The sequence below is a fragment of the Kitasatospora sp. NPDC053308 genome (assembly GCF_055585785.1).
This window is the reverse complement of record NZ_JBVJJY010000002.1, coordinates 145,681-166,870: the sequence shown is the minus strand read 5'-3', so window position 1 is coordinate 166,870 and position 21,190 is coordinate 145,681. Positions and strand designations below refer to the sequence as shown.

14 protein-coding genes and 1 pseudogene are annotated in these 21,190 nt (G+C 71.6%); 2 read left to right on the top strand and 13 right to left on the bottom strand.

Going from position 1 to position 21,190, the window contains the following annotated elements:
- Positions 1 to 92 precede the first annotated feature (92 nt).
- From ACZ6Y7_RS06025 to ACZ6Y7_RS05975, 11 genes and pseudogenes are all read right to left on the bottom strand, one after another.
- Positions 93 to 908 (bottom strand): annotated as a pseudogene (locus ACZ6Y7_RS06025) (cation:proton antiporter); the annotation flags it as partial.
- 273 nt (positions 909 to 1,181) lie between these two features.
- Entirely contained in the window at positions 1,182 to 2,549 is a 1,368-nt protein-coding gene (locus ACZ6Y7_RS06020) for a hypothetical protein (RefSeq protein WP_465756612.1), read from the bottom strand.
- A 688-nt stretch (positions 2,550 to 3,237) separates the two neighbouring features.
- Complete coding sequence (locus ACZ6Y7_RS06015; RefSeq protein ID WP_465756611.1) at positions 3,238 to 3,921, bottom strand: response regulator; 684 nt, start codon at positions 3,919 to 3,921, stop codon at positions 3,238 to 3,240.
- Positions 3,918 to 6,497 (bottom strand): ATP-binding protein, encoded by a 2,580-nt coding sequence (locus ACZ6Y7_RS06010; RefSeq protein WP_465756610.1) that lies wholly within the window; start codon positions 6,495 to 6,497, stop codon positions 3,918 to 3,920. Before ACZ6Y7_RS06010 ends, ACZ6Y7_RS06015 begins: the two co-directional genes overlap by 4 nt.
- Positions 6,498 to 6,623: 126 nt before the next feature.
- Positions 6,624 to 7,259, bottom strand: coding sequence for a potassium-transporting ATPase subunit KdpC (kdpC, locus tag ACZ6Y7_RS06005; RefSeq protein ID WP_465756609.1), 636 nt, complete (start codon positions 7,257 to 7,259; stop codon positions 6,624 to 6,626).
- Positions 7,260 to 7,276: 17 nt separating this feature from the next.
- Positions 7,277 to 9,409, bottom strand: a complete 2,133-nt coding sequence (gene kdpB, locus ACZ6Y7_RS06000) for a potassium-transporting ATPase subunit KdpB (protein WP_465756608.1) — start codon at positions 9,407 to 9,409, stop codon at positions 7,277 to 7,279.
- Positions 9,409 to 11,073: a potassium-transporting ATPase subunit KdpA gene (gene kdpA / locus ACZ6Y7_RS05995; protein ID WP_465756607.1), complete on the bottom strand. Its 1,665-nt coding sequence runs from the start codon at positions 11,071 to 11,073 to the stop codon at positions 9,409 to 9,411. Before kdpA ends, kdpB (ACZ6Y7_RS06000) begins: the two co-directional genes overlap by 1 nt.
- A gap of 1 nt (position 11,074) precedes the next feature.
- Complete coding sequence (gene kdpF, locus ACZ6Y7_RS05990; RefSeq protein WP_266311596.1) at positions 11,075 to 11,164, bottom strand: K(+)-transporting ATPase subunit F; 90 nt, start codon at positions 11,162 to 11,164, stop codon at positions 11,075 to 11,077.
- Between the two features lie 322 nt (positions 11,165 to 11,486).
- The gene (locus tag ACZ6Y7_RS05985; RefSeq protein WP_465756606.1) at positions 11,487 to 13,283 is read right to left on the bottom strand and encodes an APC family permease; all 1,797 of its coding nucleotides are present in this window, start codon (positions 13,281 to 13,283) and stop codon (positions 11,487 to 11,489) included.
- A 231-nt stretch (positions 13,284 to 13,514) separates the two neighbouring features.
- The gene (locus ACZ6Y7_RS05980; protein ID WP_420492898.1) at positions 13,515 to 13,589 is read right to left on the bottom strand and encodes a 50S ribosomal protein bL37; all 75 of its coding nucleotides are present in this window, start codon (positions 13,587 to 13,589) and stop codon (positions 13,515 to 13,517) included.
- 39 nt (positions 13,590 to 13,628) lie between these two features.
- Positions 13,629 to 14,450, bottom strand: coding sequence for an SDR family NAD(P)-dependent oxidoreductase (locus tag ACZ6Y7_RS05975; protein WP_465756605.1), 822 nt, complete (start codon positions 14,448 to 14,450; stop codon positions 13,629 to 13,631).
- 539 nt (positions 14,451 to 14,989) lie between these two features.
- Between ACZ6Y7_RS05975 and ACZ6Y7_RS05970 the strand changes: the two genes are divergently transcribed.
- Both ACZ6Y7_RS05970 and kdpB (ACZ6Y7_RS05965) read left to right on the top strand, forming a co-directional pair.
- On the top strand, positions 14,990 to 15,763 hold the full coding sequence (locus ACZ6Y7_RS05970) for a GNAT family N-acetyltransferase (protein WP_465756604.1): 774 nt from the start codon (positions 14,990 to 14,992) through the stop codon (positions 15,761 to 15,763).
- 174 nt (positions 15,764 to 15,937) lie between these two features.
- Positions 15,938 to 18,124 (top strand): potassium-transporting ATPase subunit KdpB, encoded by a 2,187-nt coding sequence (gene kdpB / locus ACZ6Y7_RS05965; RefSeq protein WP_465756603.1) that lies wholly within the window; start codon positions 15,938 to 15,940, stop codon positions 18,122 to 18,124.
- Positions 18,125 to 18,169: 45 nt separating this feature from the next.
- Here the strand turns inward: kdpB (ACZ6Y7_RS05965) and ACZ6Y7_RS05960 are convergent, their stop codons facing one another.
- Together ACZ6Y7_RS05960 and ACZ6Y7_RS05955 are read right to left on the bottom strand one after the other, a co-directional pair.
- Positions 18,170 to 18,601, bottom strand: a complete 432-nt coding sequence (locus tag ACZ6Y7_RS05960) for a hypothetical protein (protein ID WP_465756602.1) — start codon at positions 18,599 to 18,601, stop codon at positions 18,170 to 18,172.
- A gap of 154 nt (positions 18,602 to 18,755) precedes the next feature.
- On the bottom strand, positions 18,756 to 21,176 hold the full coding sequence (locus ACZ6Y7_RS05955) for a sensor histidine kinase (RefSeq protein ID WP_465756601.1): 2,421 nt from the start codon (positions 21,174 to 21,176) through the stop codon (positions 18,756 to 18,758).
- Positions 21,177 to 21,190 lie beyond the last annotated feature (14 nt).

The window sequence follows — 21,190 nt, the reverse complement described above, 5'->3', positions numbered from 1 at the left end:
GCAGCGGCCACCAGCCGGTGCCGGCCGGCAGGTTGCGAACCAGGGGTGGGCAGTTCCAGGCCGACGATGCTGAAGACGACGCTCTCCAGCAGGAAGACCACCACGGCGTACACGGCGTGCAGCTGCAGCCGGATGTGGGCGTCGGTGAGCCGGTGGCCGGAGCGCCCGAGCAGCACGCCCGCGACCACGACCGAGGTGACGCCGGAGGTGTGCGCGGACTCCGCGATCACGTACGCCGCGTACGGGGTGACCAGCGCGATGACCGTCTCCAGCACCGGGTCGGTGGTGCGTCGGCGCACCAGCCAGACCAGGCCCGCGACGGCGGCGCCGACCAGGCTGCCGCCCCCGCCCAGCAGCAGGAACTCCCCGCCGGCCGCCGGCACGCTGACCGAGGCGCCGACGGCCACCGCGATGCCGACGGCGACCTTGAACAGGACGAGCGAGGTGGCGTCGTTGAACAGGCTCTCCGCCTGCACCAGCACCTGGAGCCGCCCCGGCAGCGCCAGTCGGCGACCGAGCGCCGTGACGGCCACCGGATCAGTGCTGGAGAGCACGGCGCCGAGGACGAAGGCCATCGCGGGCGGCAGCCCGGCGACGGCGACGGCGGTGAAGCCGACGGCGGCGGCGGAGGCGAAGACCAGTCCGAAGGAGAGGATCGTCACCGGCCGCCAGACCGTGCGCAGGTCCCGCAGCGACAGCTCCTCGGCCGAGGCGTACAGCAGCGGCGGCAGGACCACCGTGCCGATCACCTGCGGCGGGACGTGCAGCGCGGGGACACCGGGTACCAGCGCCACCGCGATGCCGGCCAGGACCAGCAGCGAGGGCGCGGGCACCCGCAGGCGCCCGGCGAAGGTGGCCACGGTCGTGGCCAGGACCACCAGGACGAGAACGATCGCCACTACGTGCATCGGCGGAAAGGACCCCATCGCAAGAACCGGGGTCACCGCCCCCGATCGCCGCAGTCATCCCCCGCGCCGACCAGGCTTCCCGGCACACCTGCGGCCATCTTATCGGAGCATTAGCGGCCAGCGGCAGAGCAGAACCGCGAGCCACCGGAGCTCGACCAGCGCGAACGAGGCGTGATCGCATCGGGCCGCAGCCGGCATGGCAGCCGTTCGCACTTCTACGACTACGGGCAGCGAACGGCCATGAGCCAAGTGCGCTGCGGCCCGTGTCCTCCGTCAGGCGAACTCGCGCAGGCGCGGCCGCACTCCCAACGCGGTCAGGGCGAGCGCCACCGCCAGTGCCATCGCGCCGAGGCCGGCGGTAGTGGCGTCGAGGTCGTCGTCGGTGGTGGCGACCGCGGCCTCGAAGGCCCGCTGATTGATGGCCTGGTTGTCGTCGAGCGCGGCGCTGAGCACGCCGAAGTCGGCGTTGGACTGGCCCGGGTTGAGGCCGGTGTTGAAGGTGACGGCCTCCTTGAGTTTGCCCTGGGCGTTCAGCTCACGGATCTTCCGGTCGTCGCGTTGGTACTGCTGGAACGCGGTCAACACCCGCTCCGCCGCGTCCTGTTCACCGGCGAAGGTGATGTTGCGAAGCTCGTCGCCGAGGTACCCGCCGAAGCCCACCTGGCTGTGGTCGGCCCGGTGCTTGTCGGCCAGTGCGGCGAGCCGGTCGTTGTACGTGGCGAGGGTGGCACCGTCGACCCGGGCGAAGGACTGGGTCTTGTCGAGGAAGCTCTGCTCGTAGGCGGCCGCCCGGGCGGGGTCGGTCAGGTAGCGGCTCTCGTCGGCGTTGAGGTCGTACGCGACGGCGCGGGCCCGGCTGAGGGCGATCACCGAGTCGAAGGAGTTGCTCTTCGCGACCACCAGTTGGTCGTCCGCCCGCGAGGCCAGTGCCAACGCGCTGACCAGGCCGACGAGGGTGAGCAGACTCGCCACGGCCAACGGCAGGTTCACCAGCCGCCGGAATCGCACCGCCAGCAGCCGCTGCAGCAGCCCGAGGGCGAACAGGGCCAGCAGGCCCGTGAGCAGGATCCACCACCAGCCGCCGGCCAGGGCGTCGCGCTGGTCGGTGTAGTTGCCTTCCACGACGGCCGCGTTGGCCTTGGTCACCTCGTCGACGGCCGGCAGCAACTGCTGGCGCAGCAGGTCGGTGGCTTGCCGGTAGGCCGCGAGGGCCTCTCCCGAAGGGCGGCCGGCCGGGGCGTGGGCCTGGTCCTCCAGCAGCTGCGCGCGAGCCACCAGCGCTTCGTAGCGGCCGAGTTGACCGATGACGGTCTGGACGGCCCGCTGCCCGGCCTCGTCGCCCGCGACCGCCTCCGTGACGCGTTGCAGGTCGGTGTCGGCCTGGGTGCGCCGCTGTTCGTAGGTGTCCAGGGTGTCCTTGCGCAGCGCGGAGTAGTCCGGGTCGGCGCCGAACAGCAGCAGGTTGGCGGCCTGGGCGTCCATGTCGTTCAGCGCGAAGTACAGGTCCGCCGAGCGCACCACCTGCGGGGCGGCATGGTGTCCGATGACGTCCGTGCCGTCCCGGGCCCCACCCAGGACGGTCGCGGTCGCCGTTGTGGCAACGAGAAGCGCGGCGAGGCAGAGTCCGGTGAGCCCACGCACCAGGCGCGGAGTATTCCACCAGTCCCGGCTGCGCCAGGAGCGGCCGAGCCAGTGGCGGGGGGCGCGCGGCGCGGGGAGTGGTACGGCTGTCTCCTGCCGAGTCGTTTCCGACGCGACCGTTTTCCCCATGACAGCCGTACCGCCCGACGTTCCCGTTGGCATCGCCGTGCGCCCCCCTCCCCCTGTTTTTCGCTGGCCGCCGAACCTTCCCCGGAGGAACCGCCGGGGATCGGGGTTCGGCAAACGGTCCGCCGCCAGGCCCCACGCCCGGGCAGCGAACCGTTTCCTCGCAGCTCACACTAGGTGCGGCCGAACACCTGCCCGCCTGCTCTGACGAGTCCTTTACGCGGCCGAAGGCCATCTTGACGAGGCATTCACGCAAGATCCGTCCAGGTGCGCGGCCCCGGCACAATGCGTGCAGGGCTGCTGTCTCTCAGTGCGCGATCGTCATTGCTGTTCGGTGGCCCGAGACCGAGGTGTTCTGGGCCGAGTTCCGCGCCCTTCCCGCGAGCGTGGGCTGGCCGGGGTCCACTACAGCGGCCTCGTCAAAGCGATCCGCCAGGTCTTCGCCCCGGCCCCCCGAGGCTTGCGGTCCGGGCCCAGCCCGACATCGTCGCAGAGGTGCTCGGCAGGCGGGTCCACAAAGTCGGCCTGATCCTTCGGGAGGCCGAGGACGACCGGCCCGCGTTCACGGCTGGAACCGGTAGCCGATCCCGGGCTCCGTGATCAGGTGGCGCGGCCGGCCCGGGTCGGGTTCGAGTTTCCGCCGCATGCTGGAGAAGTAGACCCTCAAGTAGTTGCCGTTGGCCGCCGCGTCCGGACCCCAGACCTCGGTCAGGATCTGCTTGCCGGGCACCAGCCGGCCGGGGTTGGCGAGTAGCAGGGTGAGGATCTTCCACTCGGTCGGGGTCAGGCGGACGGGGCCGTCCGGACCGGTGATCGTGCCGGCGCCGAGATCGACCTCGTGCGGCCCGATCCGCGCCGACGGCGCGGGGGCCGTCGGGGCGCCGCCCAGCGGCCGGCGCAGAATGGCCCGTAACCGAGCCAGGAGTTCGTCCACGACGAAGGGCTTGGTCACGTAGTCGTCCGCGCCCGCGTCGAACGCCCGGAGCTTGTCCTCGATGTCGGCTCGCCCGGTCAGCACGATGATCGGCACGCTCAGCGTGGAGCGGATGCCCTTGATCACGTCCACGCCGTCGAAGTCCGGCAAGCCGAGGTCCAGGACGATGGCGTCGGGTGGCGCCTGGCTCGCCGAGTCCAGGGCTTCCTGGCCGGTGGCCGCGGTGAGCACCGAGTAGTGCCGGGCCTGGAGGTTGATCCGCAGGGTACGTAGCAGCGCCGGTTCGTCGTCGACGACGAGGATGTGGCTCACCGGTCCGCGCTCCTCTCCAGCAGGGCGATGTCGGGTTCCTCGATCCGCGTCTCCGGTGCGGCGGGCAGGGTGAGGAGCATCGTGGTTCCGCCGCCGGGGGTGTCCTCGACCTCCAGGCTGCCGCCCATGGCCTCGGCGAGGCCGCGGGAGAGCGCGAGCCCGAGGCCGACGCCGGTGGTGTTGTCGGTGTCGCCGAGGCGCTGGAAGGGCAGGAAGACCCGGTCGCGGTCCGCGGGGGCGATGCCGGGGCCGCGGTCGATCACCCGGATCTCGACCTGCTCGGCGTGGTGGCTGGCGGTGACCAGGACGGGGGCGCCGGGCGCGTTGTGACGCAGCGCGTTGGTGATGACGTTGGCGAGCACGCGTTCCAGCAGCGGGGGGTCGGCGAGCACCGCCGGGGTGGTGTCGAGGTCGAGCGGCTGGACCGGTGCGTACGGGTCGGGGAGCGAGTCCATGGCGCGCATCAGGACGTCCTCCAGCGGGACGCGGGCCAGGTGCAGAGTGAGGGCGCCGGCCTGGAGGCGGCTCATGTCGAGCAGGTTGTCGACCAGTCGGGTGAGTTTGACCAGGGATTCGTCGGCGGTGGCGAGGAGTTCGGCCTGGTCCTCGGGCGAGAACTCGACGTCGGGGCTGCGCAGCGAGCCGACCGAGGCGCGGGCGGCGGCGAGCGGGGTGCGCAGGTCGTGGCTGACGGCGGCGAGCAGGGCGGTGCGCATCCGGTCGGCGGCCTTGATCGGCTCGACCTCGGCGGCGACGACGGCCAGCCGGTCGCGTTCCAGGGCGGCGGCGACGTGGGCGGCGAAGGCAGTGAGCACGCGCTGGTCGGCGGCGGGCAGCCGACGGCCGGTGAGGACAAGCACGGCCCGTTCTCCCACAGCCACCTCGGTGGTCTCCTGGCCTTCGGCCTCGTCGGCCCCGGCCGTCTCGGCATCGCTGCGGGCGATGGCCTCTCCCGTGAGGCTGTCGAGCAGGGCCACGGAGTCCATGCCGAAGGCCGTCCGGGACTTCTCCAGGAGGGCGGGCAGCGCGTCGGCGCCGCGCAGCACGCTGCCGGCCAGGGTGGAGAGGGTCTCGGCCTCGGCGGTGGCGCGGGCGGCCCGGCTGGTGAGCCGGCCGGCGTGGTCGACCACGGTGGAGACGGTGAGGGCGACGGTGACGAAGACCACCAGCGCGACGATGTTGTTGGCTTCGTCGATGGTCAGGGTGTGGAGGGGCGGGATGAAGAAGTAGTTCAGCAGCACTGAGGCGATGAGCGCGGCGAGCAGGGCGGACAGCGCGCCACCCAGCAACGCCACGGCCACGACACCGAGTTGGAAGATCAATGCGTCCGTGGTGAGGTTGAGTGTGCTGCGGAACGGCGACAGCGCGAGGGTGAGCAGCAGGGGAACGATCAGGCCCGCTGCGTATCCGGCGATGGTGCGGCGCCGGGAGTGGCGGCGGCCCAGTGCGGGAAGTCGGCCGCGGCCGGTGAACTCGTGGGTGACCATGTGGACGTCGATGTCCTCGGAGGCGTCCACCGTGGTCTGCCCGGTGCCGGGGCCGGTGAGGAAGCGGTTGATCCGGCCGCGGCGGCTGGTGCCGAGCACCAGCTGGGTGGCGTGATGCGCGCGGGCGAAGGCGAGCAGCGCGGTGGGGACGTCGTCACCGACGACCATGTGATAGCTGCCGCCGAGGTCCTCGACCAGCTGTCGCTGCTGGGCGAGCGCGCCGGAGGAGGCGCCGGCCAGGCCGTCGCTGCGGGTGACGTGGACGGCGAGCAGCTCGCCGCCGGCCGTGCGGTCGGCGATCCGGGCGGCGCGGCGGATCAGGGTCTCGCCTTCGGGGCCACCGGTGAGGGCGACCACGACGCGCTCGCGGGTCTCCCAGACCTGGTCGATCCGGTGGGCGGCCCGGTAGTCGCGCAGTCCCTCGTCGACCCGCCCGGCGACCCAGAGCAGGGCGAGTTCGCGCAGGGCGGTGAGGTTGCCGACCCGGAAGTAGTGGGAGAGCGCGGCGTCCACCTTCTCCGCCTTGTAGACGTTGCCGTGGGCCATCCGGCGGCGCAGTGCCTGCGGGGCCATGTCGACGAGTTCGATCTGGTCGGCCCGGCGGACCACCTCGTCCGGGACGGTCTCGCGCTGGGGGATGCCGGTGATCTTCCGGACGACGTCGTTGAGTGATTCCAGGTGCTGGATGTTGACGGTGGTGATGACGTCGATCCCGGCGGCGAGCAGTTCCTCGACGTCCTGCCAGCGCTTGGCGTGCCGGCCGCCGGGGATGTTGGTGTGCGCCAGTTCGTCGACCAGCACGACGGACGGGCGGCGGGCGAGCACCGCGTCGAGGTCCATCTCCTCGAACTCGGCCCCCCGGTAGGCCCGTCTGGTGCGAGGGATCACTTCCAACCCGTCGACCAGTCCTTCGGTGAACCTCCGCCCGTGGCACTCGATGAACCCGACCACCACCTCCGCGCCACGGTCCTGTCTGCGGTGGGCCTCGTCGAGCATCCGGTAGGTCTTGCCGACGCCCGGCGCGGAGCCGAGGTACACCCTCAGCCGGCCACGGCGGTGCACGGTGCCGGGGGCGAGGTCGCGGGCCATGGGCGCTGCTCTTTCCTTGTGTCGCTGGCAGGTTGGTGGTGCGCAGACATGGGCGACCGACCCGGACATGGGGGTTGCCCCCGCGCCCGGGTCGGTCTGGTCACTCAGAAGGCTGATGGAGAGTCATCACTTCTGCTCACCCAGCGCCTTGTTGAGCAGGACGACGTTGACCGCCTCGTTGCCGAGGAAGCCGAGGGAACGGCTCTCGGTGTACGTGTCGACCAGCTGGTTCACCTTCTCCACCGGCAGGTTGCGGGCCTTGGCGACCCGGGCGACCTGCTCCTTGGCGTACGCCTTGGAGATGTCCGGGTCCAGGCCGGAGCCGGAGGCGGTCAGCGCGTCGGCCGGCACGCTCGCCGGGTCGACCCCGTCGAAGGCGGCGACGGCGGCGCGGCGGTCGTTGACCGCCTTCAGCAGGTCCTCGCTGTTGGGGCCCTGGTTGGAGGCGCTCGACGCGGAGGCGTCGTAGCCGGTCCCGGCGGCGGAGGGGCGGGGCTGGAACCACTTCGGGTCCGGCTGCGCCTCCTCCTTCGGGTCGTCCGGGTTCGCCTTGGGCAGGTTGAAGTTCTGGCCCAGCAGGCTGGACCCGACCTCCTTGCCGTCGGCCTTCACGATCGAGCCGTTCGCCTTCTCGCTGAAGGCCACCTGGGAGATACCGGTGACCAGCAGCGGGTAGGCGATCCCCAGGATCACGGTCAGTACGAGGAGGACGCGCAGTGCGGTGAAGTGGGTCCGCACGGCGGCGGGCAGGGGCTTGGACATGGCGGTGGACTCCTCTCTCAGCTGAGGCCGGGGATGAACTGGACGATCAGGTCGATCAGCTTGATGCCGACGAACGGCACCACCAGACCGCCGAACCCGTAGATCCCGATGTTGCGGCGCAGCAGCGAGCTGGCGTCGGACGGGCGGTAGCGCACGCCGCGCAGGGCGAGCGGGATCAGGCCGATGATGACCAGGGCGTTGAAGATGATCGCCGAGGTGATCGCGGACTGCGGGCTGTGCAGGCCCATGATGTTGAGGTGGCTCAGGCCCGGGTAGACCCCGGCGAACATCGCGGGGATGATCGCGAAGTACTTGGCCACGTCGTTGGCGATGGAGAAGGTGGTCAGCGCACCGCGGGTGATCAGCAGCTGCTTGCCGATCTCGACGATCTCGATCAGCTTGGTGGGGTTGGAGTCCAGGTCGACCATGTTCCCGGCCTCCTTGGCCGCCATGGTCCCGGTGTTCATCGCGACGCCGACGTCGGCCTGGGCGAGGGCGGGGGCGTCGTTGGTGCCGTCGCCGGTCATCGCGACCAGCTTGCCGCCCTCCTGCTCCTTCTTGATCAGGGCCATCTTGTCCTCGGGGGTGGCCTCGGCGAGGAAGTCGTCCACGCCCGCCTCCTCCGCGATCGCCTTGGCGGTCAGCGGGTTGTCACCCGTGATCATGATGGTCTTGATGCCCATCCGGCGCAGCTCGTCGAACCGCTCCCGCATGCCCTCCTTGACCACGTCCTTGAGGTAGATCACGCCGAGGGCCTTCGGGGCCGCACTGCCGATCCGGGACGCGACGAGCAGAGGAGTGCCACCCGCGGCGGAGATGCCGTCGACGAGCTCGGCGATGTCCTTGCCGACCGTGCCGCCGTTCTCGGTGACCCAGTTGGTGACCGAACCCGCCGCACCCTTGCGCACGGAGTGAACGCCGTCGCTCTCGTCCAGGTCCACACCCGACATCCGGGTCTGGGCGGTGAACGGCACCCAGGTGGCGTGCGTCAACTCGCCCTGGGCGCGGGCCCGCAGGCCGTACTCGGTCTTGGCCAGGACCACGATCGAGCGGCCCTCGGGGGTCTCGTCCGCGAGGGAGGAGAGCTGCGCGGCACTCGCGAGTTCCTCGACGCTCACGCCCTCGGCCGGCTGGAACTCGGCAGCCTGGCGGTTGCCCAGGGTGATGGTCCCGGTCTTGTCGAGCAGCAGGGTGTTGACGTCGCCGGCGGCCTCGACGGCGCGCCCGGACATCGCCAGCACGTTGCGCTGCACCAGCCGGTCCATGCCGGCGATGCCGATCGCGGACAGCAGCGCGCCGATGGTGGTCGGGATGAGCGCGACGATCAGGGCGACCAGGACGATCATCGACTGCGGGGCGCCCGCGTAGGTGGCCATCGGCTGCAGGGTCACCACGGCGACCAGGAAGACGATGGTCAGCGAGGCCAGCAGGATGTTGAGCGCGATCTCGTTCGGCGTCTTCTGCCGGGCGGCGCCCTCGACCAGGGCGATCATCCGGTCGATGAACGACTTGCCGGGCTCCGAGGCGATCTTCACCACGATCCGGTCGGACAGCACCTTGGTGCCGCCGGTCACCGCGGAGCGGTCACCGCCGGACTCCCGGATCACCGGCGCGGACTCACCGGTGATCGCCGACTCGTCGACCGACGCGACGCCCTCGACCACGTCACCGTCGCCGGGGATGACCTGTCCGGCCTCGACCACGACGTGGTCGCCGAGCCGCAGGGCGGTGCCGGGCACCTCCTCCTCGTCCTGGGTGGCGGGCCAGTTCGTCAGCCGGCGGGCGACGCTCTCGGTCTTGGTCCTGCGCAGGGTGTCGGCCTGGGCCTTGCCGCGGCCCTCGGCGACGGCCTCGGCCAGATTGGCGAAGATCGTGGTCAGCCACAGCCACACGGTGATGGCCCAGGCGAACACCGACGGACTGGCGATCGCGGAGACCGTGGTGACGACGGAGCCGACCTCGACCACGAACATGACCGGGTTCTTGACCATCACCCGGGGGTCGAGCTTCCTCACCGCGTCCGGCAGGGACGCGACGATCAGCTTCGGGTCCAGCAGCCCACTGGAGACTCTGTGGGGCGCCGCACCGTCGGTCTTGCTACCCGGGGAGGGAGAAGACGAGGGAGAGGGAGTAAGCGTTGACGAGGACATCAGGAGGTGAGACCTTCCGCGATCGGCCCGAGAGCCAGGGCCGGGAAGTAGGTGAGGCCGACGACGATCAGGACGACGCCCGACAGCAGGCCCACGAACAGCGGCTTGTGGGTGGGCAGGGTGCCCGGGGTGGCCGGGACCGGCTGCTGCTGCGCGAGCGAACCGGCCAAAGCCAGTACGAAGACCATCGGCAGGAAGCGGCCGAACACCATGCACAGGCCGAGCGCGGTGTCGTACCAGTCGGTGTTGACGGTGATGCCGCCGAAGGCCGAGCCGTTGTTGTTGCTCGCGGAGGTGAAGGCGTACAGCACCTCGGAGAAGCCGTGGGCGCCCGAGTTGAGCATCCCGGCCCGCTCACCCGGCAGGGCCATCGCCACGCCCGTACCGACCAGCACCAGTGCAGGGGTGGTGAGGATGTACAGCGAGGCGAACTTCATCTCCCGGCCGCCGAGCTTCTTGCCCAGGTACTCGGGGGTGCGCCCGACCATCAGACCGGCCACGAACACCGCCACGATCGCCAGGATCAGCATGCCGTAGAGGCCCGAGCCGGTGCCGCCGGGCGCGATCTCGCCCAGCATCATGTTGAAGATCGTCAGACCGCCGCCGAACGGCGTGAACGAGTCGTGGAAGGAGTTCACCGCACCCGTCGAGGTCAGCGTCGTCGAGGCGGCGAACAGCGAGCTCGCTGCGACGCCGAACCGCTGCTCCTTGCCCTCCATCGCCGCACCGGCGGCCTGCAGAGCCGTGCCGGAGTGCTGCGACTCGGCGAAGGTGATCAGGGCGGCCGACGCGACCCAGAACAGGCCCATCACCGCGACGATCGCGTAGCCCTGGCGGTTGTCGCCCACCATCCGGCCGAACGTCCGGGGCAGGGCGAAGGAGATCACCAGCAGCAGGAAGATCTCCAGCCAGTTCGTGAACCCGGTCGGGTTCTCGAACGGGTGCGCCGAGTTGGCGTTGAAGAACCCGCCACCGTTGGTGCCCAGCTCCTTGATGACCTCCTGCGAGGCCACCGGACCGCCCGGGATCCTCTGCACATCGCCCGCGAGGCCGGTCACCTCGTGGAAGCCGTGGAAGTTCTGCACCACACCGTTCGCGACCAGCACCAGCGCAAAGACGAACGCGATCGGCAGCAGCAGGCGCAGGTTGATCCGGACCAGGTCGACCCAGAAGTTGCCCAGCCGGTCGGTCCTGTTGCGGGTGAACCCGCGGATCAGCGCCGCCACGATGGCGATGCCGACGGCCGCGGAGACGAAGTTCTGCACCGCCAGGCCCGCCATCTGCACCAGGTGGCCCATCGCGGACTCGCCGCCGTAGGACTGCCAGTTGGTGTTGGTGACGAACGAGATCGCGGTGTTCCAGGCCTGGTGGCCCTCCATCTGCTGGACGCCCAGGTTCAGCAGGAGGTAGCCCTGGAGGCGGATCAGCCCGTACAGGAAGAGGACGGAGACGGCCGAGAAGGCCAGCACCGAGCGCAGGTACACCGGCCAGCGCTGGTCGGCGTCACCGTCGACGCCGATCACCTTGTAGATGCCGCGCTCGACTCTGAGGTGCTTGGAGGTGGTCAGGATGCGGGCGATGTAGTCGCCCAGGGGCCGGTAGCACAGGGCCAGCGCGCCGACGAGGGCGAGGGCCTGCAGCCAGCCCGCGAGAGTGGAGCTCATGTCAGAACTTCTCCGGGTAGATCAGCGCGAGGACGAGATAGCCGACGAGGGCGACGGCGACGATGAGACCTGCGAGGTTCTCGGCGCTCACAGCTTCTCCACCCCCCGCGCGATCAGGGCGATGACGGCGAACACGGCGACCGTGACACCGACGTAGATGAGATCGGACATGCGCTCCACCTGGGTGGCTGAGGGGACGTACCCGTGAAACGGCCTCGGGGCCCTCACGGCACCGGCGGAAGACCGGCGGGAGCAGCCAACCAGCCCCCGGGGGCGCGCAGCGCGTCCCTGATGCCGTCCATACGGGTGATCCAGAAACATTGACGCGGCCCTTATACCGGCGTCATTCATCCGAGACCGCGGATTGTCCTGAACGTTTCGACGAGGCCTGCCGACGCGTTCCCCTCACCTGCCTACATCCGCATCCGCAGCCGGCAGACCACCGCGTCTGTGTGCCGGCGCAGCGCACGGTCGATCACGGCGCCGCGCCGGTTCTGCAGCGCCCGCTGCCACCAGCGGGCGGGCTCCACCTCGGGGATCAGCACGGTCAGCCGGTCGTAGGCGTGCTCCGACCCGAGCTCGTCGACGAAGTCGGCGATGGGCCGTCCCAGCCGCCGGTGGCCGTCCGGGATCTCCACCAGCGGGACGCCCGGCCGCCACAGCTCCCAGTCCCGGCGCAGCGCCTCGGCTGCGGCCGGCTCGTGCACCACGGTCACCGCCATGACCTCGTCGCCGAGCGAGAGCGCCGCCGACAGGCCGTCCCGGGTGAGCCGGGTGATCGCCGTCACCGGGCCGGGCACCCGACCCAGCTCCAGCCGCTCGCCGATCCGCGCGTAACTGCGGTGGACCGCCTCGAACAGCACCACCAGCAGCGGCAGGGCCACCACGATGCCCCAGGCGCCCTCGGTGAACTTGGTACCGGTGACGACCAGCGCGGCCACACCGGTGAGCAGCGCGCCGAAGCCGTTCAGCGCGGCCTTCCACCGCCAGCCGTCCGGCCGGCACAGGAACCAGTGCCGGACCATGCCGACCTGGCAGACCGTGAAGCCGACGAACACGCCGATCGAGAACAACGGCACCAGGCTGTTGACGTCCCCGCCGGAGCCGACCAGCAGCACCGCCGACACCGCGGCCAGGAACAGCACGCCGTACCGGTACACCTGGCGGTCGGCGCGCAGCGCGAACACGTGCGGGAGGTGGTTGTCCCGGGCGAGCAGGTCCATCAGCACCGGCAGGCCGCCGAAGGAGGTGTTGGCGGCCAGGCCGAGCAGGACCACGGTGGCGCACTGGACGACGTAGAAGCCGGCGCCGTGGCCGAGCGAGGCGTCGGCGAGCTGGGCGAGCACGGTGACGCCCTCGACCGGCTGCAGGTGGAAGCGCCCGATCAGCACGGCCAGCCCGATCAGCATCACGCCGAGCAGCGCGCCGAGCGCGACCTCGGTGTGCTGGGCGCGCTTGACCCTCGGGGTGCGGAAGGAGGGGACGGCGTTCGCCACCGCCTCCACCCCGGTCAGCGCGGAGCACCCGGCCGCGAAGGCCTTGAGCAGCAGCAGCGCGCCCACCGTGGTGGCGTTCTCGGCGAGCGCCGAGGCGTGCCCGGCGGCGGCCGCGGTGCTGGCCGGGGCGTCCCGGAACAGGCCGACCACGATGATCGCCAGGATCGAGAGCACGAAGACGGCCGTGGGCGCCATGAACCACCGCGCCGACTCGGCGATCCCGCGCAGGTTCACCAGGGTCACCAGCGCGAGCACGCCCAGGCAGAGCCAGACCCGCTGGCCGTACAGGCCCGGCACGGCCGAGGTGAGCGCCGCCACGCCGGCCGTGACCGAGACCGCGACGTTCAGGACGTAGTCGATCACCAGCGAGGCGGCCGCGGTCAGCGCCGTCCGACGGCCCAGGTGCGCCTTGGCGACCGCGTAGGAGCCGCCGCCGTCCGGGAACGCCGCGATCACCTGCCGGTAGGAGGCGACCAGCACCGCCAGCAGGACGGCGATCGCCACGGTCACCGGCAGGGTGAAGCCCAGCCCGTACGCGCCGGCCGCGGCCAGGACCAGCACGATCGACTCCGGCCCGTACGCGACCGAGGCCATCGCGTCCAGCGAGAGCGCCGCCAGTCCGCCGAGCGCGCTGAGCCGGTGCCGCTCGTCGCCCGCGCCAGTGTCCGGCGGCTCGGGCTCGGCCGCTACGGTCGGAATCGTGGTCTCTGGCATTCCTGGCTCCTCGATCGTAATGCTGACGATCGTGGAGCCACCCGGGGCACCGTCCTCCGCTTCCTACACACCCTTGATGTCGGCAGCATCGACCTTGATGCGATCTTGACGCCCCGTGCAACGGCTCGGCCCCCGAGGCGCCGCCGGTCCGCACAGCCGGACAGCGGGCCTCAGGGGCCGGAGGGGGGCACCCGGTGCCGGTGGCACGCGGCACCGGGTGGGTCTGTCGGGTTACTGCCCGGGCTTGCGGCCGTGGTTCGCTTTCTTCTTCCGCCGGGTCTTCTTCTTACGGGCGCGCTTGGACATCGTGCTCTTTCTCTCGGAACGTGGGAGGTTCGGGACCGGTCAGGCCGCCTGGCCGACCAGCTGGTCGGCGAGCTTGGCCAGCCGCTTGAGCGAGCGCTCCTCCTGGGCGACGGCCGCGGTCGGTGCGATGACGCCGCCGTCGAAGTAGGCGCCGTTGGCGACGACCGTCTCCGGCAGGCAGAGCCGCACCACGGCCGCCGCGCCCTCGGCGGCAGGCGCGCCGACCCGCCCGTACAGCGGCAGCAGCGCGGTGTCGCACAGTCCCGGGTTGACGCTGACGGCGGTGATGCCGGAGCCGGCCGGGGCCATGTCGGCGGTCGCCATGGTGAGCGCGAGCTGCGACTGCGCGTACGCGGCGACCCGCGAGTACTTCTTCACCCGGTGCGGATCCGACCAGTTCATCGAGGCGGTGCGGTGCAGGGACGACGACACGTTGACGATGCGGGCATCGCCGGCCGCCGACAGCGGGGCGCGCAGCAGCTTCGCCAGCAGGTGCGCGGCCAGGAAGTTGACCTGAAGCGAGACCTCGTTGCCGTCATCGGTGAGGGTGCAGCGCTCGGGTGCCACCGCGGCGGCGTTGTTCACCAGCAGGTCGAGCGCCGGGTAGTGCTTGACGACCGTGCCGGCCAGCACGGCGACCTCCGACAGCCTGGTGAAGTCCGCTGCCAGCTCCACGAGTTGGTCCCGGCGGGCGCCCGCGGCAACCAGGCGCTCGACGGCGGCCTCGGCCTCACCGGTGGTGCGCGCTTGCACGAGCACGGTCGCACCGTGCCCGGCGAGCAGCCGGGCGGTCTCCCAGCCGATCCCCGACGAGGCGCCGGTGACGAGGGCGGTGCGGGCGGACAGAACAGCGTCGGACATGACCCATCCAAGGGTGGAAAGGCACTGGCGGGGTGCGGGGGCGACGCGGCACGAAGCCGCTCGCCACCGGGGCCGCCGGTGCGAGAAGGGTGTGTTGCGAGGGAAGGCTCGTCCGTCCCCTGGCCCCCGGAGCCGGTCGGGGCAGGGGACGGACGGCGGTGATCGGCACGGGCCGGACGAACGGCACCCGGCCCTTGCCCGCGGCCGGCGGCGAGCGGGGTAGTGGCTCGGTCCTACCGGACGGCGGCGACGACCGCGACGACGCCGACGACGATCCGCGGCCGGCTATGCGGCGGGCGGTCGTGGTGGCGTGTCGAGCGGTGCATGTCCCCCATCAAAGCCTGCCCCGATGCCGGGGGCAAGCTCGTTCACCCTCCCTGACGAAGCCCTGACGCGCGGTCGACGCATCGTTGACACCCATGCCCAACTGCCGCCGGGTTTCCGGGAATCGCCAAGGTTTCGTCAGCAAGAGCCCTGTCGCTGCCAGGCTTTCGTCAACGAGTCGACACCTGTCGGCTGCGGTCTGCCGTACTGGACGGATGTCCGTCACCGTTCCGCCCATCACCGACTGGTTCACCCCCGAGCAGCCCGGCGCGAGTGTCCTGCCCGCCCACGTCGGACGGAGTGCCCACGGCGGCTGGTGGGCGGACGACCCCGACACCGTCCGGGCACTACTGGTGCACTGCGGGCCGGAACGGCTGCTGCACGGAGATCCCGAACATCTGGACCCGGGCGTCCTTGCCCGTTACGGGCGCGGGCAGTTCCACGCCCCGGACCGCTTCCTTCCCCTGCTGGGGCGCACCTTCAGCCACATCACCCCGTGGATCCGCGTGCTGCACGTCCACTCGGAGCGGCCTCGACCGGTCTCCCGCCACACCGCGGCCTGGGTACGCCCGCTGCACGCCGCCGACGAAACCCACCTCGACCGGTTCGCCCGCCGCACCTCCTCCGCAAACCGCCCGGGCCTCCCGCACTGGGTCGCCGAGACCTGGGGCGGTCATCGCGCGCTCGTCGCGAGCGGCTTCGCCTGGGGCGCGTTCCTCGGGCCGTACCTGGCCTCGCTGGCCTGTGGCTACCTCGCCGGACGGAACCACCTGGACATCGCCGTGGCGACCGACCCGGCGTTCCAACGACTCGACCTCGCACTCGCCTGCGTCCGTGCCGCCACGACCGCTGCCCGCGCCCAGGGCCTCGTTCCGACCTGGTCGGCGCCGCAGAGCAACCACGCCAGCCGGGCCCTCGCCGGAGCGGCGGGCTTCCGGCCGGTGCGACAGGAGGTGGTGTACTGGGCCGGCCCGGCCGTCACTCATTGACGAACACGCGTCCGACAGGGCGTCAGGGAGCTGTCAAGGAAGCGGCGCCGCACGCCAAGTCGCCGTCAAGGCGCGCATGCCGCGTGAAGATCCGGTGCTTCGCTGTCCGGCGTTCCCCGTCGTTCCCCGAACCGCCGCCCCTCTCCCGGGCGGCCCGGAAGGTCCCCCGAGACGATGCGCCGTTCGGCCCTCACCCCACCGGACACCACCCCCGACCAGCAGAACTGGTTCGCCCGCCCAGAGCGTGTTCCCGGGCAACCGCCGCAGCACCCAAGCCACCGGCCGGCCAACGCCAGGAGCGGCCGTCGTCGACTCATCACCCGTCGGCAGCTCGCCGAGGCCCTGCCCGCCGCCGTCCGCAAGCTGCACCCCCGTATGATGATGCGCAACCCCGTGATGTTGGTCGTCGAGACCGGCTCCGCGCTCACCACCATCAGCGCCGTCATCCACCCCAGTGTCTTCGCCTGGATCATCAGCTTCTGGCTGTGGCTCACCGTGCTCTTCGCCAACCTCGCCGAGGCCGTCGCCGAGAGCCGCGGCAAGGCGCAGGCCGACTCGCTGCGCCGCGCCCAGGCGGGCACCACCGCGCGGCGGCTGCTGCACTGGCGGGTCGGCACCCGCGACCACCGCCACGAGGTCATCCCCGCCGAGCAGTTGCTACTGCACGACATCGTCCTCGTGTCGGCCGGTGAAGTGATCCCGCAGGACGGCGAGGTGGTCGAGGGCATCGCCACCGTCGACGAATCGGCGATCACCGGGGAGTCCGCACCCGTCATCCGCGAGTCCGGCGGCGACCGCACCGGCGTCACCGGCGGCACGAAGGTGCTTTCGGACCACCTCGTCGTCCGGGTCACCTCCCGGCCCGGGCAGAGCTTCGTCGACCGGATGATCTCCCTGGTCGAGGGCGCGAACCGGCAGAAGACCCCGAACGAGATCGCGCTCAACATCCTGCTCGCCTCGCTCACCATCGTCTTCCTGCTGTCCGTGGTCTCGCTCCAGCCGATGGCCATCTACGCGAACGCGCCCCAGACCACCATCGTGCTGGTCGCGTTGATGGTCGCGCTCATCCCGACCACGATCGGCGCCCTGCTCTCGGCGATCGGTATCGCCGGGATGGACCGCCTGGTGCAGCGCAACGTGGTCGCCCTCTCCGGCCGCGCGGTGGAGGCCGCCGGGGACGTCGACGTCCTGCTGCTCGACAAGACCGGCACCATCACCCACGGCAACCGCCGGGCCGTCGCCCTGCACCCGCTGCCCGGGGCGACCACCGAACAGCTCGCCGAGGCAGCCCAGTTGGCCTCCGTCGCGGACGAGACCCCGGAAGGGCGCTCACTGATCGAACTGACCAATCGCCAGTACTGGGTGCCACCCCGCTCCCCCGGTGAGCTCGGCGAGCAGCGGGCTGTCCCGTTCACCGCGCACAGCCGGATGAGCGGCGTCGACCTGCGCTGGCCGGACGGCACCGCCTGCCTGATCCGCAAGGGCGCGGCGAACGCCGTCGCCCGCTGGGTCGTCGACTCCGGCGGACGCCTCCCGATCGAGGCCAAGCCGCTGGTCGACCGCATCGCCGAGGCCGGCGGCACCCCGCTGCTGGTCGCCGTCCACGACCGGCACGGCGCCCGCGCGCTCGGCGTCGTCGAGCTCAAGGACGTGGTGAAGGAGGGCATCGCCGAACGCTTCGCCGAACTGCGCCGCATGGGCATCCGCACCGTCATGGTCACCGGCGACAACCCGCTGACCGCCAAGGCCATCGCCACCGAAGCCGGGGTGGACGACTTCCTCGCCGAGGCCACCCCCGAGGACAAGCTCGCCCACCTGCGCCGCGAGCAGGCCGCCGGGAACATGGTCGCGATGACCGGCGACGGCACCAACGACGCCCCCGCGCTCGCCCAGGCCGACGTCGGCGTCGCCATGAACTCCGGCACCCCAGCCGCCAAGGAGGCCGGCAACATGGTCGACCTCGACTCCAACCCGGCCAAGCTGATCGACATCATCCGGGTCGGCAAACAACTCCTCATCACCCGCGGAGCGTTGACCACCTTCTCGATCACCAACGACGTGGCCAAGTTCTTCGCGATCATCCCCGCGATGTTCGCGAACGCCTACCCCGGGCTGCACCACCTCAACATCATGGAACTGCACAGCCCCACCTCGGCCATCGCCTCCGCGATCATCTTCAACGCCCTGATCATCATCGCGCTGATCCCGCTCGCCCTGCGCGGCGTCCGCTACCAACCCGCCTCCGCCACCGACCTGCTCCGCCGCAACCTGCGGGTCTACGGCCTCGGCGGGCTCATCCTGCCCTTCCTCGGCATCAAGGCCATCGACCTGCTGATCCAGTTCGTCCCGGGCCTCGGATAGCAGAACCGGCCCGCCGCCTCCGGAACGACACCGAGGCGGCGGGCATCAACCGACATGACGCCCGGCCCCGTCGCCCGCCGAAAGGCGCTCGACGCGGATCGCCCGACGCGGCAACGCAGCGGGCAGGGAGAGCAGCAAGGCAGCGGCAGTGAAGAGGACGAAGTGCTCGCTCTCGGTCCCCACGCCGGACCAGCCGAGCTCGGCATGGCGGTGCTCGACGAAGGCGTTGCAGCACAGCCAGGCGGCCAGGCCGACCAGCGGCGCGGCCAGGGGCCGGGAGCAGGCTCCGGCCAGCGCGGCCAGTGCAATGTACGCGATGTACGGGAACCAGCCGGCGTGGAGCTCGCCCAGCCGGCCGAGGCCGAGCGCAAGTGCGCCCCCGGCGACCAGGGCCACGGTGCCCGACACCGCGACCGGCAGGCGGTCGAGCACGGGGTGGTAGCGACGGCCGCCGGGGCGGGCGGAGTACATGCGCATCGTCCTGTCCCAGCTTCGCCGCGAATTCATTCGAGGCCAGCAAACCCATGGGCCCACGGCCCTTCGCCCCGCGTTGACGAGATCCTTACGCCAGCGCCTGGATTCACAACGCGATCTTGACGTCCCGGGTCGCCGACCAATCCGCGCCATGGGATCAAGCCACCGCGCGGACGAGGCTGATCACGTAGGCGGTACCGCCGCCCGGTGCATCCTCGACGGCCAGCTCGCCGTTCATCGCCTCCACGAAGCCCCGTGCCACCGCCGGCCCCGCCCCGTCCCGACCGCCGACCTCGCCGCCGTGGACGGTGACCCGGACGTCCACCCGCCCGGCCACCAGGCCGGCGTCGACCACCACCGGCCCGGCTCCCGCCGCCCCCGGGTGCAGGAGGGCCGCGAACGCCCGCACCAGGAGCCCCGGATCGGCGAGGGCCCGCGGCAGCTCCGGATCCAGGTCGACCCGCGCGCCGGGCAACCCCTCGACACCGGCCCGCACCACCTCGGCTACCGCCGTCGGCCGCAGCACCACCGGCATCACCCCGGCGCGCAGCCGGCTCAGGTCCAGCAGGTCGGCGATCAACCGTTCCATCCGTTCCACCTCGGCGCCGACTCGCCGCCCGCCCGGGCCCGGCATCTGCTCGGCCTCCCGACGCACCGCCGCCAGCGGCGCGCGCAGGTCGCGTCCGACGGCCTCCAGCAACGCCGTGTGCAGCGCGTCGGCGTGCGCGAGCACGCCGGCCGCCGACGCCTGCACGACCAGCCGTTCCCGTTCCCGGGCCAGCTTCAGCTGGGTGACGTACGGACCGAGCAACCGGGTGTCCTCCTCGCTGAGCGGCGTGCCCCGCAGGACGAGGACCGCCTCGTCCCCCAGATCGACGGAGAAGGACGCCTCGTCGGGCAGCAGCGGCACCTCCGCCCCGGCCGAAGCCGCCGGTTGCCAGAGCGCGCCCGTACGAACGAGTACGGCGGCCGCGTCCAGCCCGAAGACCTGCCGCAGCTCCGCCACCAGATCGGACGACGCCCGTGCCCCCGATTCCACCGTTTCCCCCGCCAGCCTGGTGAGAACAGCCGCCTCCGCGCGCGCCCGGTCCGCCTGCTGCGAGCGACGCGTCAGACCGTCGATCAGATGGGAGATCACCCCCGCCACCGCGAGGAAGACCAGCAGCGCCGCGACGTCAGCGCCCTGCTCCACCGTCAGGCTGTACCAAGGCGTGGTGAAGAAGTAGTCCGCCGCGAGCGCGCCCGCTGCCGTGCTGCCCGCTGCAGGCAGCAGTCCGCCCAGCCGGGCCGTCCCCGCCACCACCAGCAGCAGGCACAGCAGCACGCCGGACAGGCCGAGCGAGTCGCGCAGCGGCGACAGCGCCCAGGTCAGCACAACCGCCCCAGCCGGCCCGAGCAGCCACGCCAGCCGGCGCCGCCGGACCGGGACCAGCGCCGGGCGGCGCCTGCGGGGTGCGGGCGGCACCGTCAGCAGTCCCGGCTCCGGCGGCGGCAGCACGCGCACGTCGATCGGGCCGGCCAGCCGGATGACCCGGTTGATCACCGAGCCGGAGACCAGCTCGCGCAGCCTGCCCCGGCTGGTGGGCCCGAGCAGGAGCTGCGTGGCGCTCTCCGACCGGGCGAAGTCCACCAGCGTCCGGGCCACATCACCGCCGCTGACCTCCACGTAGGTGCCGCGCAGCTCCCGGAGCAGCTCCCGCTGCGGCGCCAGGTCCGGCGGCTCGCGCTCGACCGTGCCGTCGTCCAGGCGGACGTGCACGCCGATGAGGTCCCCGTGCACCCGGGTCGCCGTGCGGGCGCCCCGGCGGATCAGGTGCTCGCCCTGCGGGGCACCGTTGAGGGCGACCATGATCCGTTCTTTGGTCTCCCAGGGTGCGCGGATGCCGTGCCGGGCCCGGTAGTCGGCCAGCTCCTCCTCCACCCGGTCCGCGAGCCACAGCAGCGCCAGCTCCCGCAGGGCGCCGAGGTTGCCGGCCCGGAAGTAGTGGTCGAGCGCCACGTCGATCCGGTCCGGCGGGTAGACCTCCCCCTGCACCATCCGCGCCCGCAGCGCGTCCGGACTCAGGTCCACCAGCTCGATCCGGTCGGCGGCGCGGACCACCTCGTCGGGGATGGTCTCCCGCTGGGCGACGCCGGTGATCTGCTCGACGACGTCGTTCAGGCTCTCCAGGTGCTGGATGTTGAGCGTCGTCGCCACGTCGATGCCGGCGTCCAGCAGCTCCCGAACGTCCTGCCAGCGCTTGGTGTTCCGCCCGCCGGGCACGTTGGTGTGCGCGAGCTCGTCCACCAGGGCGAGGGCCGGGCGGCGCGCCAGCAAGGCGTCCAGGTCGAGCTCGGTCAACTCCATCCCCCGGTACGACACCGGCCGCCGGGGCAGCAGCGGCAGGTCCCTCAGCTGCTTCTCCGTCCCGTGCCGCCCGTACGTCTCCACCAGGCCGACCACCACGTCCAGCCCATCGCCGCGAAGCCGCCGCCCCTCCCGGAGCATGGCGTACGTCTTCCCGACCCCCGGCGCCGCTCCCAGGAACACCCGCAGCTTGCCGGTCACCGCCGTACCGCCGCCTCTCTCCGCTTCCACGTCCATGCTCCGCC